Origin of the sequence: Fulvivirga sp. (assembly GCF_040220315.1) — a bacterium.
Classification (GTDB): Bacteria; Bacteroidota; Bacteroidia; order Cytophagales; family Cyclobacteriaceae; genus Fulvivirga.
This window is the reverse complement of the sequence record NZ_JAVJUY010000187.1, coordinates 1-16,426: the sequence shown is the minus strand read 5'-3', so window position 1 is coordinate 16,426 and position 16,426 is coordinate 1. Positions and strand designations below refer to the sequence as shown.

The 16,426-nt window shown below is 35.1% G+C and carries 19 protein-coding genes; 16 read left to right on the top strand and 3 right to left on the bottom strand.

The features are described 5' to 3' along the window. Positions 1 to 107, bottom strand: a 107-nt coding sequence (locus RLO81_RS08965; protein ID WP_350110294.1) for a type II toxin-antitoxin system VapB family antitoxin, incomplete at its 3' end; no start/stop codon positions are given. After that, on the bottom strand, positions 91 to 324 hold the full coding sequence (locus tag RLO81_RS08960; protein WP_350110288.1) for a type II toxin-antitoxin system VapB family antitoxin: 234 nt from the start codon (positions 322 to 324) through the stop codon (positions 91 to 93). The genes RLO81_RS08960 and RLO81_RS08965, both read right to left, overlap by 17 nt. 383 nt (positions 325 to 707) lie before the next feature. Between RLO81_RS08960 and RLO81_RS08955 the strand changes: the two genes are divergently transcribed. From RLO81_RS08955 to RLO81_RS08940, 4 genes are all read left to right on the top strand, one after another. Then, positions 708 to 2,027, top strand: coding sequence for a hypothetical protein (locus tag RLO81_RS08955; RefSeq protein ID WP_350110285.1), 1,320 nt, complete (start codon positions 708 to 710; stop codon positions 2,025 to 2,027). A 252-nt stretch (positions 2,028 to 2,279) separates the two neighbouring features. Further along, positions 2,280 to 3,209, top strand: a complete 930-nt coding sequence (locus RLO81_RS08950; protein ID WP_350110282.1) for a GT-B fold glycosyltransferase domain-containing protein — start codon at positions 2,280 to 2,282, stop codon at positions 3,207 to 3,209. 72 nt (positions 3,210 to 3,281) lie between these two features. Next, positions 3,282 to 4,085, top strand: a complete 804-nt coding sequence (locus RLO81_RS08945) for a sulfotransferase family protein (RefSeq protein WP_350110291.1) — start codon at positions 3,282 to 3,284, stop codon at positions 4,083 to 4,085. Continuing rightward, positions 4,063 to 5,106 carry a glycosyltransferase family protein gene (locus tag RLO81_RS08940; protein WP_350110279.1) on the top strand — a complete coding sequence of 348 codons (1,044 nt, stop codon included), beginning with the start codon at positions 4,063 to 4,065 and terminating at the stop codon, positions 5,104 to 5,106. Before RLO81_RS08945 ends, RLO81_RS08940 begins: the two co-directional genes overlap by 23 nt. On the opposite strand, the gene RLO81_RS08935 is transcribed toward RLO81_RS08940, so the two are convergent. Beyond that, positions 5,086 to 5,886 carry an FkbM family methyltransferase gene (locus RLO81_RS08935; protein ID WP_350110276.1) on the bottom strand — a complete coding sequence of 267 codons (801 nt, stop codon included), beginning with the start codon at positions 5,884 to 5,886 and terminating at the stop codon, positions 5,086 to 5,088. The two genes, RLO81_RS08940 and RLO81_RS08935, sit on opposite strands and share 21 nt — an antisense overlap. Positions 5,887 to 5,905: 19 nt before the next feature. Here RLO81_RS08935 and RLO81_RS08930 point away from each other — a divergent pair, with 19 nt between their 5' ends. The 12 genes from RLO81_RS08930 to RLO81_RS08875 form a co-directional block, all read left to right on the top strand. Further along, positions 5,906 to 6,970, top strand: coding sequence for a glycosyltransferase (locus RLO81_RS08930; protein WP_350110273.1), 1,065 nt, complete (start codon positions 5,906 to 5,908; stop codon positions 6,968 to 6,970). Then, positions 6,967 to 8,187 carry a glycosyltransferase family protein gene (locus RLO81_RS08925; protein ID WP_350110270.1) on the top strand — a complete coding sequence of 407 codons (1,221 nt, stop codon included), beginning with the start codon at positions 6,967 to 6,969 and terminating at the stop codon, positions 8,185 to 8,187. The genes RLO81_RS08930 and RLO81_RS08925 overlap by 4 nt, the downstream gene beginning before the upstream one ends. A 10-nt stretch (positions 8,188 to 8,197) precedes the next feature. Continuing rightward, positions 8,198 to 8,971 (top strand): FkbM family methyltransferase, encoded by a 774-nt coding sequence (locus tag RLO81_RS08920; protein ID WP_350110267.1) that lies wholly within the window; start codon positions 8,198 to 8,200, stop codon positions 8,969 to 8,971. Then, on the top strand, positions 8,968 to 9,915 hold the full coding sequence (locus tag RLO81_RS08915) for a DUF6625 family protein (RefSeq protein ID WP_350110264.1): 948 nt from the start codon (positions 8,968 to 8,970) through the stop codon (positions 9,913 to 9,915). The genes RLO81_RS08920 and RLO81_RS08915 overlap by 4 nt, the downstream gene beginning before the upstream one ends. After that, on the top strand, positions 9,912 to 10,718 hold the full coding sequence (locus RLO81_RS08910; protein ID WP_350110261.1) for a glycosyltransferase family 2 protein: 807 nt from the start codon (positions 9,912 to 9,914) through the stop codon (positions 10,716 to 10,718). The genes RLO81_RS08915 and RLO81_RS08910 overlap by 4 nt, the downstream gene beginning before the upstream one ends. 9 nt (positions 10,719 to 10,727) lie before the next feature. Further along, positions 10,728 to 11,672: a polysaccharide deacetylase family protein gene (locus RLO81_RS08905; protein WP_350110258.1), complete on the top strand. Its 945-nt coding sequence runs from the start codon at positions 10,728 to 10,730 to the stop codon at positions 11,670 to 11,672. After that, on the top strand, positions 11,669 to 12,862 hold the full coding sequence (locus RLO81_RS08900; protein ID WP_350110255.1) for a glycosyltransferase: 1,194 nt from the start codon (positions 11,669 to 11,671) through the stop codon (positions 12,860 to 12,862). Before RLO81_RS08905 ends, RLO81_RS08900 begins: the two co-directional genes overlap by 4 nt. 98 nt (positions 12,863 to 12,960) lie before the next feature. Next, positions 12,961 to 14,349 carry a lipopolysaccharide biosynthesis protein gene (locus tag RLO81_RS08895; RefSeq protein WP_350110253.1) on the top strand — a complete coding sequence of 463 codons (1,389 nt, stop codon included), beginning with the start codon at positions 12,961 to 12,963 and terminating at the stop codon, positions 14,347 to 14,349. Between the two features lie 104 nt (positions 14,350 to 14,453). After that, positions 14,454 to 15,023 carry an FkbM family methyltransferase gene (locus RLO81_RS08890; protein WP_350110250.1) on the top strand — a complete coding sequence of 190 codons (570 nt, stop codon included), beginning with the start codon at positions 14,454 to 14,456 and terminating at the stop codon, positions 15,021 to 15,023. Between the two features lie 132 nt (positions 15,024 to 15,155). Then, a complete protein-coding gene (locus RLO81_RS08885; protein WP_350110247.1) occupies positions 15,156 to 15,326 on the top strand; it encodes a hypothetical protein in 171 nt (56 codons plus the stop codon). Between the two features lie 20 nt (positions 15,327 to 15,346). Continuing rightward, positions 15,347 to 16,021: a class I SAM-dependent methyltransferase gene (locus RLO81_RS08880; RefSeq protein WP_350110244.1), complete on the top strand. Its 675-nt coding sequence runs from the start codon at positions 15,347 to 15,349 to the stop codon at positions 16,019 to 16,021. Next, positions 16,018 to 16,426: hypothetical protein (locus RLO81_RS08875; protein ID WP_350110241.1), on the top strand; the 409-nt coding region annotated here is incomplete at its 3' end. The genes RLO81_RS08880 and RLO81_RS08875, both read left to right, overlap by 4 nt.

Here is a 16,426-nt window from a genome sequence, read left to right as displayed (position 1 = left end):
ATTGCATCGTGTAGTGCATGGTGGATGGCTTCTTTTTTAGTTTTAGCTCCTACCAGTTTTTTGTATTCGTTTAGCAAATCTTCGTTTATATCAATATTGGTTCTCATCATTTAATATTTTCTTTTCTATATAGGTTACACTTCTCCATTCTTCAAGATTACCTTCCCACTCAATCTTTCCTATCTTTTTGGCAAATTCTTTACGTCGATTTATTCTAACCATCTGCTCAAGTGCTTCATGAACTGTTGCCTTTTTTGTTTTCTGGCCGCTTATTTTCATAGCTTCCATCAGTAATTCCTGATCTATTTCAATATTTGTTCTCATCTTAATTGTTAGCTTGATCACAATTGATTGACAGCTAAGAGAGTCCCAAAAGCAAATTAAACCGTCATTCTGAGGAACGAAGAATCTTATTAATTCAATGGGGATTTAAAATCATCAGATTCTTCACTTCGTTCAGAATGACGAACTGCTTTTGGTACGATCAACTCCCTAAATGTGTTCGCCATTGTTAAATACTCTATACACAAAAATAACGTAATTTATACACATTGAGTTTTAGTGGATAGTGTGACCCTCAACCTATAAAATCATTCACAAAGGCATGATTTTTTACTTCTCATCCAAACAAAAGACTCGATTTCACAAAAGGAGATTACTTTGTAGCATAAATTTGAGAAAATGCTCCAGGCAAAAACTAGCTAACCGTGGGACTTCAGGACCTATTCATTACACCCATTTATATCCTCCTGCTATCTTTTTTAGCGTACATGGTGCGTCCTTTCGTGACTACCCCGGAGACCAGAAGATATTTTCTGCCTGCTTTGTGGGTCCGTTTTTTTGGAGCCATCATGCTGGGGGTGATCTACCAGTTTTACTATGGGGGTGGGGATACTTTCAACTACTGGGAGCATGGCAGTCGCTGGATCTGGGAAGCTTTTTGGGATGATCTCTGGGACGGAATCCGTTTGTTGACTACCTCAGGGGGCACTCATTTCCCGGAAACATTTGAGTACAGTCAGCATATCTGGTACTACAGGGATCCCAACTCCTACTTCATCGTCCGGTTAGCTGCATTCATAGATTTGTTCACCTTCCATACCTATTCAGCCACAGCCTTATTCTTTGCAGCCTTTAGTTTCAGCGGTCTCTGGGCCATGTTTAGCGCAGTTGCAACAAAATACCCCACGAATGTTAAATGGTTAGCCCTCGGGATATTGTTTTTTCCTTCTGTGGTATTCTGGGGATCAGGAATTTTGAAGGATACAATTACTTTAGGGGCTTTGGGTTGGTTGACCTGGGGATTGGTGCAAATGATAGAGTTTAGGAACAGGGCATGGAATCTATGGATTGTATTGATTGTCTCATTTTGGTTAATCGTATCTATCAAAGTATATATTGTAATCTGTTATATACCGATGATATTTATTTGGAGTTATTGGAAACGGATATTAGCAATTAAAAATGGGATTTTGAAGTTTTCTATTGCACCTATCCTGTTCTTCATTTTTGGATCAATCGGATATTTAATAATGATCCAAATTGGGGAATCAAACAGTAAGTATTCTCTTGATAATATCGCTGAACGTGCGGCAATCACGGCATTTGATATTAGGTATGGTTGGGGAGCAAGGACCGGTGGGGAGGGCGGTTATGACCTTGGAGAGCTGGATGGATCTTGGAGTAGTATGCTTCGATTATTTCCGCAAGCAGTAAATGTTAGTCTCTTCCGGCCTTATTTATGGGAAGTAAGGAATCCGTTGATGCTTTTAGCTTCTTTTGAGAGTTTTTTAATTCTAGCTATTACCTTATATTTTCTATTGATAAGTAGAGGGTTTTTTAAGATTTCATCAGATCCCTTTTTGCTTTTCTGTTTCTTATTCGCATTACTCTTCTCATTTGCCGTTGGGGTAAGTACCGCTAATTTTGGTACTTTAATGCGATATAAAATACCACTAGTTCCGTTTTACATGATGTGTCTAATCGGTTATTCATTTAAGAATACTAAAAAGAGCCCTTATTCTTAGCCATCATTGTCCCCCACTTAATGTGGTTGTTTCCTATTGAACAAAAGGTTTTGCTAGTTATTTTTTACAAAAAAAAAGCGTTTTCTCCACAGTTTCAAATCATGATCAGTTCAAGTTTAACCCAGTATATTTGAATTTTATTATAAAATATTCTTGAAGATCAACAACTGAAATGGCGACGAGATGTTATCAAATAATATTAATTTGAGACCAAATCTGAAAAATTTAGGAGTTGATATTTAAAATTTAGAGGTGAATCCCCAACAGTTATCTATTGTATTTATAGCAGAGAGAGGTGTTCTTGAACGACAAGCCCTTGCACTTGTTGATTCGTTAAAAATTAATGGAAAAATGTGGTCCGAATGCAACCTTTACTGTTACAGTCCTAGAAAAGATAATCTCCCTGGATCTTATACTATAAACAGGCTACGTAAAAGGGGAGTAAGATTTGTGACTGAAGACCTCAACAAAAACTTCGTTGACTACCCGTTTAGTAATAAGATTTTTGCTTGTGAGCATGCCGAAAGGTCAATTAATACTGAATATTTGCTATTCTTGGATACTGATATCTTAGTATTAAATACTTTCAAGCTTTTTGAAGAATTTATTGGTGATGTAGGGATTTGTCCTGTTGAATATAAAAAGATTGGCACAAATGGTCAGGATGAAAATATGCCCTACTGGTCACATTTATTCAAATATTTTAATTGTGAAAGGGAGAAATCAATAATAACCTCAGTTAGTAATGAAGAAATATGGCCCTATTGGAATGCTGGAGTTATTTTAGTTAAAAGGTCTGTTGGGGTTTTTAAAAATTGGTGTAATAATTTTCAGATAATGATGGAAAATAGACTAATTCCGTCTGAGAAAACGTTTGTGGATCAAATTTCATTAGCAGTAACTTTAGAAAAGTACACTAAACTAATACAATTACCAGTTTCATATAATTACCCCATCAATGAAAACCTAAATATGACAGCACCTGAGGATAGTCTGAGTTCGATCGTTTTTGCTCATTACCATAAGGTATTCCCAACAGGTCAATGTCTTTTTCCACTTACTCAAATGGGTTTTCAGGAAAATGACATGTTGAAATTAGTTAAAAGACTCTTAGTTGGCTCAGGTTTGTATTCGCCAACTGTATTAAATAAATTAAGGAACTACCTAATCTTTAGCAGATAGAAAATTTTAACAAATAAGCATTCTCGTAATTTGCCAGTTAGCATAAATCATTCTGTTAAAAGAGTATTTGTAGTGGGTTATCCCCGGTCGGGAACTACTTTTTTACAATCTCTGCTCCTTAACTTTGAGGAAGTTGAATCTTTTCCTGAGACCCACTTCTTTCATTATCTTATCCAAGGAAACTATTTTCAAAGAAAACTCAAGATAGTGTCTTCAAGAAGCCTTAAGAAAATCCAGTTCTTACTTGCGGATAAAAATAACTTTTCAAGCTGGTTGATTAGTTATAATAAAGCAACTGCTTGTTTTATCAAAGACTTAGATGAGAAAACCTTAAGGGCTAACAAACGAATTTGGGTTGAAAAAACACCAGGTCATTTACATATTATAAAATTGATAGAGAGGTATGTTGACAATCCTTTGTTCATTCATATAATCAGGAATCCTGTAAACGCAATTACTTCTCTTCATAAAGTGACAACTAATTATCCTGTGAGTTGGGGAGGGGCAAGGAGTGTTAATAATTGTATGAATCGGTGGATTGAAGATGTCAGAATATCTTTAGATATGATTAAAAAGAAACAAAATCATCACTTGATTATTTACGACAAACTTGTTACTCAAACCAAAACCGAAATGGATAAGATAGCAGCGTTTCTAAGTATTAATTCTCTTCCTGGATATGATCATACAAAATATGCAAGTAAGATTGTTGAGCCCCATGAACCCTGGAAAAATAGAAACTTTTTGGAAGTAGTTCCACAAACAGGCTATGAAGTTGAGCATACTCTGTCAGTGATGGATATAAAAATGATACATAATGCAACGAGACTGCTGTACCAAGAAGTACTAGACATTGAAAGTATTAATTACCAGTAAATTACAGTCAGGAAATCAATATGTTGATCTACTTTACTCATCATTGATAGGTAAGATAGATTTAACAATAGGCTCTAATCATTTCTTCAACCGTGAGAATTTTGATATTGTTCATATACAATGGCCAGAAGACCTCCTGCAATGGTATTCACCTGAAAAAAGGATAATTCAAAATATTGGTGATTTGCTCTACGAGCTAAAAGAGAACTCGAAAGTTGCTTATACACTCCATAATGAGACCCCACATATAAAAAATACACTTATTAAATCCCTTTATAACCTAATTCTGGATCTGAGTGATGGAATTGTGCACTTGGGGAAATATTCAATCGATAAGTATTCTAAACTTTATCCTAATAAGTACCATGTGGAAATTCCACATGGTATCTACCAATACCCAAATGAAATATCAAGGAACTTAAGTCGCAAGTATTTAGGACTTAATGAGAGAGATAAAGTCGTTCTCATTTTTGGAACAATTCGGAGTTACAGGGAACAAGAATTCATCTGGCGTACTTCTAAAAATCTAAGAGAGGTAGATGATTTTGTATTTCTAGTCTCCAACTTGCACAATTCCGAAATGCCATCAGCATTTAGAAACCCTTTTAAGCGACTTAAAGCAGAATTTATTCACCGATTGATCAGGGAATCCAAAAGTATTCACATCTACAACAAGGAAAATATTACTGATGACAAAATTCAATATTTTTTTAAAGCTTGCGATATAGTGCTTATTCCCAGAATTGACTCGTTGAATTCAGGAGTTGCTTTTCTGGGATTTTCATTTGCACGCCCAGTCATTGGCCCGGACATTGGAAATATTGGGGGATTGCTGAAGAAAATGGACAACCCTATTTTTACCAAAGGCTCTGGAAAAGAAGCTGCTGAGAAAATAATTGATATTATGCCTAATTCGAAAGAACTTGGGGGGGGGAATTTTGAAAAAGCACACTCCATGTTCAGTTGGAGCATAATTTCAAATGAACATGTGAATTTTTATTCAAAACTTCTCTCTCTTTAACCATTCCCATATTCGGATCAGAAAGGGGAGATTTAATTTTAAAAAACGAAACACTCTGCCTTTCAATAAATCATATTTTTCTTTTAAAAGGGGAAGAATTATGGTCATCCAATCCCTCATGCTGAGCATATTTTCATTAATAAAAAGGGAATCACCTATTGAACTGATGCCTTGTTCAGTGATATGTGGTGAGTAGCAGATTTCCCTGAAGCCCTTAATTTTGAAAAATTGCTTTATTTCTGATCTCAATGCAGAATTGGAAAACATTGGCCGATTCTCCACTTCGCAATGAATTAACCACAAGTTTGAAAAAATCAACTCTGCTCCAACAAGTACATCATAAGTAGCTCCCTCCACGTCAATCCATAGAGCAACGTTGTCACTCTTTTTTAGTTCAGAAAAAAAATGATCCAGCCGCACTGATTCCACTGGATAGGTTTTGGCAGATTTATGAGAAATCCTGTTTTTAATTGAACTTAGTCCTTTGTTATCCCTTTTTTCGTAAACATTCAGATTGATGATATCAACTTTGTCACAGACTATTTTATGAATAGCAGAGATTTTCGATGTATCAACAATATTTTCACATAATTTTTTGAAATTATCTGGGTTGGCCTCAAAGCAGTAAAACTGAGATTTGGGGGATAGTTTGTAGTTGATTAAAGTATCTTCCCCAAATCTTGAGCCAATATCACAAATGATTTTAGGATTTGATTTTGCTATTAGTTTTCGAAAGATTTTACTCGCAGCTGGCAAATATTGTATATTAATTTGTGCCAACAAATATAAACATTGAGTAATGAAACTGTTTGCTAAAGAAATTCTCTTGATATCACCAGAGAATTGGAATGAATTGAATGTTTCCAAACACCACTATGCCATTCATTTAGCAGAATTAGATAATCATGTCTATTTCCTTAATCCTCCATCGAATAGATATAACTCCTCTGAATCGGAAATTCATGATAACATCACAATAATTGACTATCCCGGTTTTTGGCCAGGGTTGCGTTGGCTTCCAAAGGGTGTTCGACGCTGGCATCTCAAAAGAGTATTGAGAAATATAGAACTTATTATTGATGCAAATATTGAAATAATCTGGTCCTTCGATAATTCTATTTTTTATCAATGGGAGAAGATCACAGATAAGTTGAAAATTTCTCATATTGTAGATTTAAACATGGATTTCAATTTTGCCTTTGCTGCCCAGGGAGCGGATATATGCCTCTCCTGTTCTCATGAGATTGTAAAAAGACAAAAGAGATTTAATTCAAACTCTTTCTTCATTCAACATGGATACAGTATTCGAACTGCTGAGCCATTTGATCTTAATAGAGGATTAAATGAGATAAAAATTGGGTATGCAGGAAATTTGAATATCCCATATATTGATTGGGATATATTAACATCTGCCATTAAAGAACTAGCCAATACTGCAGATTTTTACCTGGCAGGCAGTTACAATGATATTCCAATAGAAACCCAATCAAATGTGTATCTTTTAGGTGTTCTTTCTACCAGTGAATTAAGGTGGTTTTATGAGCAAATGGATATTTTGATTATTGCTTACGACACAGATAAATATATGCAGCAAGTATCTAACCCTCATAAAATGCTTGAATATTTGGGGTCCGGTAGCCCAATTGTTTCGACATTTTGTTCTGAATACATCCAGTTAGATGATTGTATATGTATGTCAAAACAAAAAAAAGAATGGCCAGATAAATTGAAACATACACTCCATCACCTGGAGTTCTGGAATTCTACAGAAAAGAGACAAAAGCGAATAGCTTATGCGAAAGAGAACTCCTATTCTAATCAATTAAAACGAATTGAATCTCTTTTAGATGAATTCATTGAATGATGAAAAAAGTTCTTATTATTTCTTACCATTTCCCGCCGCTTAATGTTATTGCGTCATACAGAGCATTGGGATTTGCTCAGCATCTGAAAAAGTATGGGTTTCTACCTACTGTTGTAACACACAGTTGGGAAGGAGATAGTGTTAATTTGCCCGGGAATGATGAGTTTTCTGTAATTGGGCTATCTCAGAGGAATAGTAAGAGTAAGTTTCATTTCCCACATTTCTTAATCCGTTGGACAATTGGTCAGTTTGATAACAGGCCCGAAGATATTGCTAGTTATCGGGTATTCAAGGAATTCCTTTTTGAATTCTTAAAAAAAGAGAAGATTGACTTGCTAATAGGGATTTACTCACCATTTCATCATGTAAAGCTTTGCTATGAACTTAATAAACAATTCAAAATTCCATATATAGTTGATTTTAGAGATCTCCATGATAACAGAATTTTAAGCATATATCCAATTCCATATATTAATAAGCTTAAGAATGTACTGGTGAGATTTTATTTTAAGCGTTGGTTAAGAAACGCACTTTTTTTAACTGCTACGAGTGAGTCATGGGCTTCTTATCTAGGGAAACTGGTTAATGTTAAAGGTTACCAAATCCTAAATGGTTATGAAAGTGAACTATTGAATCAGGTTACTGAAGAGCCTGACAGCAATTTTTTTCTAATAACAAGTATGGGAAATCTACATGAGTGCCAAAATCTTGAATTATTTTACTCCGGTCTTAAAATGTTTTTAAGTAGGGTTGAAGATTATGAAAGTGTAGTTAAAGTTAGTTTTATTGGAGTAAATGAATCCTATAAAACGAATATAAAGGATGAACTGCGAAGGAATATAGATTCTAGTATTCTGAAAATTCAGGGAAGGGTTTCTAAGCTAGAGGCAATTCGTTTTATGAAGAAATCATACATCATTGTTTTTCCAAACCCAATTGGAATAAAAGGTTATTACACAGGTAAAATTTTTGAATATATTGGTATTGGCAGGCCCATTCTCTCGTTCCCAAGAAACAAGGAACTGGACTCTCTCCTGGACTCTGCTAAAAATTATTATTCGTTTGATTCTGAAGAGGGGGTATCGGATTTTCTATTTAGCCAATTTCAGGAGTGGAAGTTGGGCAAAAAAAATGCTATGCATAAGATTCCGTTTTTCTTTTCAAGGGAAGCACAAGCAAGAATTTTGGCTGATCACATTAGAAATCAATTAAATTGAAAAGAAGATTTTGAAAGAACTCTTAAGGAAAATTATTTATCGAAGTGATTTTTTGTTTTATCTGGTCAATAGGGTATTTAGAAGACCATCCTATCCTTCTCTGGATCATTTCTTATTGAAATATGCGCTTTCTAGGAGAGAAGTAAGGTTTGTTCAGATCGGAGCCAATGACGGATTAAATAATGATCCGATCTACAAATATGTCAGAATGTTTAGGTGGCATGGAAAGTTAATCGAACCTCAACCTGACGTATTTAAGCAGCTCAAACGCAATTATTTTGACAACCGAAACCTCATCTTCTTGAATGTAGCTGTAGGCTCATCAGAACACCAGATTAAAATTTATCGTTTTTCTTTCTCTCAAAGCAGATGGCTTAATGGATGGGCTACTTTTGATAAAGAAAAACTGAAAGAAGTTTTTGACAATAGTGAATATCTCAGAAATCGTGCGGCAAAAGAGGATATTCAAATACCACACAACTTTGATGAGGCGGTTGAGGAGCTTAATGTACCTGTTCTCAGTTTTGAGGAGGTATTGGATAGCTGGAAGACCATTGATATTTTGGTACTTGATGTTGAGGGGTATGAATTTCACTTGTTTCAAGAGATCGACTTTAAAAAATACTCGATTGAACTAATCTTATTTGAGCACCGTCATATGGATTCGGAAACACAGCGTTTAGTAGAGAGTTTACTTATGACTAATGGGTACGAAATCATTCGATTTGAACACGATAGTATTGCAATAACGCGCAATCATGATCTCATTTTATACGGGAAATGAAAGCACTAATCATCATTCCTTATTACGGACAATGGCCTTCTTATATGCAACTATTTTTAACAAGTTGTGCTGGATTGAAAGTATTGGATTTTGTAATTCTTACTGATAATTCTCCCTTGCCTACATTGCCTGAAAATGTTTCAATTAAAAGGATATCTTTAGCTGAAATATCTACCCTGATCCACCAAAAATTAGGATTAAAACCAGCATTGGACAGACCGTATAAACTTTGTGATTTTAAATCAGCATATGGACAAATATTTGATCATATCATACTCGATTATCCCTATTGGGGGTTTGGGGATATTGATCTGTATTATGGCTCTGCTGACAAATTTTTGGAACCATTATTTGAAAGAAAAATTGATATAATTAGTGGACGAAAGTACTGGATTTCTGGTGCACTGTGTCTCTTTAGAAATACCCCAGTGGTAAATGCCTTATTTAAACGGGATGAATTCTATCGAAATGTTTTTACTGATACAAATCACTATTCATTTACGGAATGCAGCAAAATGTGGCATGTTTTATTATCAGGAGTTGCCTGGTATGAGATAAATTATCCTTATCCAAACCTTACTTCGTTTGTCTTACAAGCTACCTTGGAAAAAAGAGTCACATCATTTTTTGACGATCTTATTAAAGAATCAATTCCCAGGGGTAGTCATATCCATATTAATCACAGGGTGATACAGGACCATATAGGTAAGGAATATTTATTGTTCCACTACATCATGGCAAAGCGCAATTCATGCTTTACTTATCCGGACTGGTCTAAAATTCCTGAAGAATTTTTTATAACAGAAACCGGATTTTATACTCCACAGGAATTCAGGAGCCCCATATTTCCATGGAAGGAGCTTAGAAAAAAAATTTCCACATGGCCTGATGAAATTTTTAGGTTTTATCTTAAAGTTAGAAACAAACTTAGGTCTCCAAGATGATTTCTGTGATCACTCCATTTTATAATGCTGAGCAATATTTATCTGAAGCAATCCAATCTGTTCTAAATCAAGAATATCATGATTTTGAATTGCTTCTGGTAAACGATGGAAGCACCGATGGTTCGAAAGACATTGCCCTTTCATTTTGTGATGAACGTATCAAATATTTTGAGCAGTCAAATGGTGGTGTTAGTAAGGCTAGAAATTTGGGGCTTAAGAATATGTCTGGAAATTACTTCTGTTTTCTGGATTCAGATGACTTGATGACAAGGAAAAGCTTGTCTAGCAGGCTAGAAAAATTTAATAAGCAACCATCACTGGCTTTTGTTGGAGGCGCACAAGAACAACGAAAATTAAGCTCAGATACACCACTTATACAATACCCTTCTTATGCGGGAAATCCTCGAAGAGGTTTAGTTACTTTGAATTCTACGTGTTTTATCAACTGTGGAACATGGCTGATAAAAAGAGATAAAATGCGTGAATATTCTTTTCCTGAGGGCTGGACGCATAGTGAAGATTTAGTCTTTTTCCTAATGATCTCTGATCAGGGGGTATTAGACTATACAAGAGAAATTGTTCAGATATATAGACGTCATAATGAATCAGCAATGGCAAACTTGTCTCAACTGGAAAATAGTTATTGGAGATTCTATGATTTTGTTAAGACAAATAAATATCATTCCGGAGCATTGGAGCTACTTGAATTAAACTTAAAAATCAGAAAGATTATGTCCTTGTCTTATCTTGAGGTGGGTAATATTAGCTCTGGGTTAAGTACATTATTCAGAATGAGTTATTAACATAGAATTTTGAACAACAAGCTTCGAACATCAATTTTTAAGGGACTCCATCTTTTGGGAATCAGGTCTGCTCTTTCATTGCTACAACAGAACAGAAAATCAACTCCTATTATTACATTTCATAGGGTTCATGAGGTATTTGATCACTTAACACAACCAATAAATCCGATAGAATTCCGTGAGATTATAAGATTATTCAATCAGCATTATCGTATTTATCCTTTGAGTGCTCTCTTAAAGCCCAATTTCTCGGATCCAGAAGCACTTTTTATTACTGTGGATGATGCGTTGAGCGAGTTTTATGACTTCATGTATCCTGTGTTCAAAGAGTTTGAAATTCCTGTTACTTTATTTGTGCCAACACAATCAGTGGAAACTGGTACTCAGCTGTGGAATTATGCTGTTGCTGAGTGGTTTCTTAGTAAGGAAACACCTACAAAGCTGCTAATGGGTAAAAAAGAATTGGTCATCGGCAATTCCCTTGAAGATTTCCTCCACCTTATAGGTGTTATTTCAAATGACCCAACTAACCTTGAAGAAAATCTTAAGTTGACAACCATACCTGATGGGAAATTAACTGCCCCGATGACCTGGAGTCAGATTAAAGAAGTACAGGAAAACGGTATAACAATAGGCAGTCACTTTCACAGACATGTTTGTCTTCCATCTTTGGATATCGAAAGTATAAGATCTGAGATAGAGGTAAGCTCTCATCTGTTGAACAAAAACCTCGGGTCAAAACCAAAGTTTTTCGCTTTTCCCATGGGAGCCTTCGATCAGCTAGCAATTAATTGTATGGATGAAATAAAAGCCATAGGCTTCTCGACAGAAAATAGACGTGTAAATCTACCCCTGGATACTTTTGGATCGATACCACGGTTTAATATTTCGGATAGAAGCTACGAAGAAATAGACTTACGCATATTTGGATTTCACAATTTGGTTAGGCGTTGAATAAAGGAGATAACATACTAGTTTTTGCTTACTATAGTGTCAAAGATCCGGTATTTCAAAGCGCTGTTCTTGGATATTTAAGAAAACTCAGACTTCCCCCTGGTCAATATTTTGTCCTGCTAACTTTTGAGAATTATCGATTCCCTTTAACCGCCGATGAAAGAATTGACTTTGATAAACAATTTGCTGACTTAGGAATTGTTTGGGTTACACAAACGTGGAGGAGCGGACTGTTTAAGATACTGAAGAAGTTATTGGATCTTATAGAGACGTTAATACTGGGGGTTAGACTGATATATAAATATAAAATTGGCACCATATATTCAGAAGGTTTTCCCGGGGCAATTCTATCACATTATTTGTCTTTGATTACTGGAAAAAGGCACATTGTACATACCTACGAGCCTCATGCAGAGTATATGCTAGAGGGAGGTACATGGAATTCGACAGATTGGGAGTTCAAAGTACTGAAAAAGATGGAAAGGATTGTAGCAAAAAAAGCCAATGGATTAATAACGGGAACAAGTGCTTACAAAGCCCATATTGATGGATGGGGATATTCAACCGAAGTGCATGTTATTCCATCTTGTATTGATACGGACTTATTCAGATTCTATCCTGATAAGAGGGGCAACATCAGATCTGAATTTTCAATTGCCGATAATGAGATCGTATTGGTATACCTGGGAAAGTTAGGTGGCATGTACATGGATGATGAGCTGTTTAAATTTTTCAGGAATTGTTTTGAATCGGGCAATAAATTTAGATTTTGGATATTTACGGGCGATCCTCATGAGGAAATCTTGTCAAAATTTGATAAGTATAGCCTACCACACCACATAACTTTAGTTAGACAATTAGAACCTACAGAGGTGCCCTATTATTTATCTGCTGCTGATATTGGGATTGTTGGTGTAAGACCGTTTCCCTCAAAAAGGTATTGTTCTCCAATCAAAACTGGGGAATATTGGGCAGCTGGATTACCGGTAATTATTCCAAGGGGTATTGGTGATGACTTTGAAATTGTAGAATCACAAAACATTGGGTGGGTGGTTAATCATCTGGTAGATACGTATATTGACTTTCACTCACTTCCATTACAGTCAAGAGAATACATAAGACAAGTAGCTATTCAGTATAGAGGATTGGAAGGGAAATTGGATCATTTAAAGGAGATACTGATTGGTTGACATAATCCCCTCTATAAGTAGACCTTTAACGGTTGAAAGTTTGAATTTATCGATAAATAGTATTTAGGTTATCTAAACCTTCTAATTTTAGATCGTTCATGATACGGATTTTCAATGATATCTATCAAGAGGTTAGGAAAATAAGTGCCAAGGGAACCTTTGCACAAAATGTGTCAATCGTTTTTACAGGCAATATTCTCAATCTGATTCTACAGATATTAGTGACACCTATTGTTAGTAGAATCTTTGGGCCAGATTCCTATGGTGAGTATGCCTACTTCAATTTGATAGTCACTAATATTTCTTTTTTTGCTGCCTTTTCGATCCCCTCCATTTATATAATACCTAAGTCCAGATTTGAGTTTTTAGCGTTAGCAAAGTTTGTTATGATCAGTATCACTGTGACCATGATACTTACAATTGGGGTTTACACTTTTGCTAGTGATGAATTGACATATGGGAATAATGTATTAGGCTCAATTGCGATTTTAATTATCTTAATCCTCATCAATAATTTCAATGGGATATTGGAATCATGGAACATAAGAATAAAGCGATTTAAGCGTAATACGGCAGTATCTTTTACCAGCAATATCTTCTCGAAAGGCGGAACAATCGCTTATGGGCTGATATTAACAGCTAATGGAACTGGCTTGTTGTTTGGTGATTTGATAAAAGGGTTAATCACCTTTTTCACACAGACTACAGGTAAAACCAGGCTAATAATTATCAGATTTCTTTTCAGAAAAAATGGCCGGGAAGTACTAGCGTCATTGAAAAAAAATCTGAATGTCCCAAAATTTGTCTTTCCCTCTCAACTTATAAGTAAGTGGACAGGGGATATTCCAATATTGATCATAGGTTGGTACTACAGTAAAGAAGTACTCGGAAATTACATCTTTGCCATTACTATATTAAACATTCCCAAAAATCTGATAGCGAATGCCATAAGACCAGTTCTGTTTCAAAAAGCCAATGAAGTATACAATGAGACTCCCCAACTATTGGGAAGTTATTTCATCAAAAGTCTTACATGGGTTTTCATGATATCAGCTGGATTCACTGTCATTATAATACCAGTAATCCCTTTATTATTCCCTTTTGTTTTTGGTGATCAGTGGCAGGAATCAGGTTTGTTAATTCCTTTGGTCAGTTCATATTATATGATGATGTTTATAATAACACCATATATTGATTTTTGGAGGATAATAAAGAAAGAGCGCGAGCTTTTATACGTAAACATTGTTTCTACCATATTTAAGTTGGTTCCTTTTGCATTTATTTTTTTGCAAAATGATTTTAATGAATTCCTCATTATTTATAGCATATTCTCGTCAGTCGGTATTCTAATACTGGTGTGGAATCTATTGACAAACTTTTTTGGTTTTCTGCCATCACTGAAAATAATGGTCATGCTTGTAATAGGTTTATCATTATGTTACATATGGACTTTATTTATTTCTGAAAAACTCATTAATTCATTCTAAAACAACACGTGAAAGCGATTCTGAAAAAAATAAGAGCAACGGCCTTCATTAATTACATTTTTAGGCACCTGTTTAGGTACCTATTTCGTGTTACGAATTACTTTATGAATTTCGTAAGAAAAATCATAAGTAGGTGGCCGGTAAATGGTGTTGTCCTTTGCCATGTAAATGACATCAACTTCAAAATGCTATGTAAAGAAGATGAGCCGATTGCCAATGGCAGTTTTTATTGGGGGTTTACAAAACTATCACTTTTAGAATTAACAATATTTTCCAGGGTATGTCAAAGGTCATTGAATATAGCTGATATTGGAGCCAATGTTGGCCTTTATAGTATCATTGGTGCTTTGTCAAACCCAAAAGCAAAGATCACAGCATTTGAACCTGGTATCGAAAATTATAATCGATTGCAACACAATGTTGAATTGAATGGTATTCGTAACATAAGTGTGGAGAATGTTGCATTAAGTGATACAACCGGAGATTTGGCTTTTAATGAATCAGAAGATGGAGGAATAAGTGTATTCTCAAGCGCTAAAAGAGAACAGGTAGAGCTCTTTACTGAAAATGTAAAACAGCGTTTGGTTGAATCAATTACATTGGATGATTGGTGTAAAAGAGTAAAAGAGCAATTTGATTTGATTAAAATCGATGTGGAACTATTTGAATACTAGGTCCTGAAAGGTGCTTTTGAATCCCTTAAATTTAAGCCTGTCATATTTATTGAGGTACACAACTATCATGTCAAGAATGCTCGATCAGGTAATAAGCTACAAGAGGATTTCAACATTCTAATTGAGGAATGGATGAAGAAATATGCTTACTTTTTTTATGAATTGAGCGAGATTGGTGTTTACAGAGTTGATACGCTCCAACACAGCGCTTTGGCTAAAAATTATTTATTTCTTCCTTTTGAGACAAAAGACCGATATTATCCAATAAGGAGATTAGACGATTTTATCAACTCATTTATCTAGAACTAAAAAGACGAAAATGTATGGGACGCGAAATGCAACCTGAATATTATGATAATTACTTCGAGGAAGGTCATGGCTTTGATCTTCATTATAAGGACGGGTATTATTGGGTTCACTGGACACAAGTGATAAAGTTTCTTGGACGGAACCTGGATAAAAAGATTTTGGAAGTTGGTTGTGGTACAGGTCAGTTAGCAGAATATCTATATGATGAAGGTTATCGAAATTATAATGGTTTTGATTTTAGTACTAAGGGAGTTGAACTTTCCAAAAAAAGAGTTCCTGCTTATAATTTTTATGTAGGTGATGCAACAGACCAAAAGAATTTTAATGTTGAATATGATACAGCGATATGTCTTGAGATTCTGGAGCATGTAGTCGATGACATTAAGATCATAAAAAATATACAGGTTGGTAAAGAAGTTATTTTTAGCGTTCCGGACTTTCCTGCCCCAAGTCATGTCAGAAGATTTCTTAGAGAATATGACCTAAAGAAGAGATATTTCAGGTACATAGACATAAAGAGTATTGTGAAAATAGGCTCGATTTTTGTTGCAGTGGGTATTAGATCGGATTTCAAGCCTTCTTTTATGCAAAGAATTCTATCAACAAGGGAAAAAATTGGTCTTGGATCAATTTATAACAGGATCAAACATCGCTGGAAAAACTTTACTTATCGATTTTTTCAAACATGAAAACCTTACCAGTATTTATCTTTTGCCTTTTTTGCGTAGTGAAGGCCTTTGGTCAGTGTCCAACTGCAAACTTTGGGATTGAAGATGAATACTGCACGAATGAAACAGTCTATATTGATAATTTGAGTACTAATGGAACTGATTACTCTTGGGATTTTTGTGCAAATGATGATCTAAATGAGATTCCAACAGCTAATCAAGTTACTTCTAATGCGTTTGGGAGCTGCTTTAATTTAGGAATTGAGGAGAGCAGCGGCAATTTTTATGCGTTCGTTCCTGCCAAATCAATTGATAAAATTGTAAAGCTAGATTTCGGATCAGATCCTTCTCTAACCCCAGGTTATCAACAATTAACTGTATCTGGGGATGTTTTGGATGATCCAACTGGAATCGATTTAATTAATG

Bases quoted from the DNA above. Each gene is read 5' to 3' on its own strand.
- RLO81_RS08885 (WP_350110247.1), top strand. From the start codon at position 15,156: ATGAAGAAATATGCTTACTTTTTTTATGAATTGAGCGAGATTGGTGTT.
- RLO81_RS08895 (WP_350110253.1), top strand. From the start codon at position 12,961: ATGATACGGATTTTCAATGATATCTATCAAGAGGTTAGGAAAATAAGT.
- RLO81_RS08930 (WP_350110273.1), top strand. From the start codon at position 5,906: ATGAAACTGTTTGCTAAAGAAATTCTCTTGATATCACCAGAGAATTGG.
- RLO81_RS08960 (WP_350110288.1), bottom strand. From the start codon at position 324: ATGAGAACAAATATTGAAATAGATCAGGAATTACTGATGGAAGCTATG.
- RLO81_RS08890 (WP_350110250.1), top strand. From the start codon at position 14,454: ATGAATTTCGTAAGAAAAATCATAAGTAGGTGGCCGGTAAATGGTGTT.
- RLO81_RS08925 (WP_350110270.1), top strand. From the start codon at position 6,967: ATGATGAAAAAAGTTCTTATTATTTCTTACCATTTCCCGCCGCTTAAT.
- RLO81_RS08880 (WP_350110244.1), top strand. From the start codon at position 15,347: ATGGGACGCGAAATGCAACCTGAATATTATGATAATTACTTCGAGGAA.
- RLO81_RS08910 (WP_350110261.1), top strand. From the start codon at position 9,912: ATGATTTCTGTGATCACTCCATTTTATAATGCTGAGCAATATTTATCT.
- RLO81_RS08915 (WP_350110264.1), top strand. From the start codon at position 8,968: ATGAAAGCACTAATCATCATTCCTTATTACGGACAATGGCCTTCTTAT.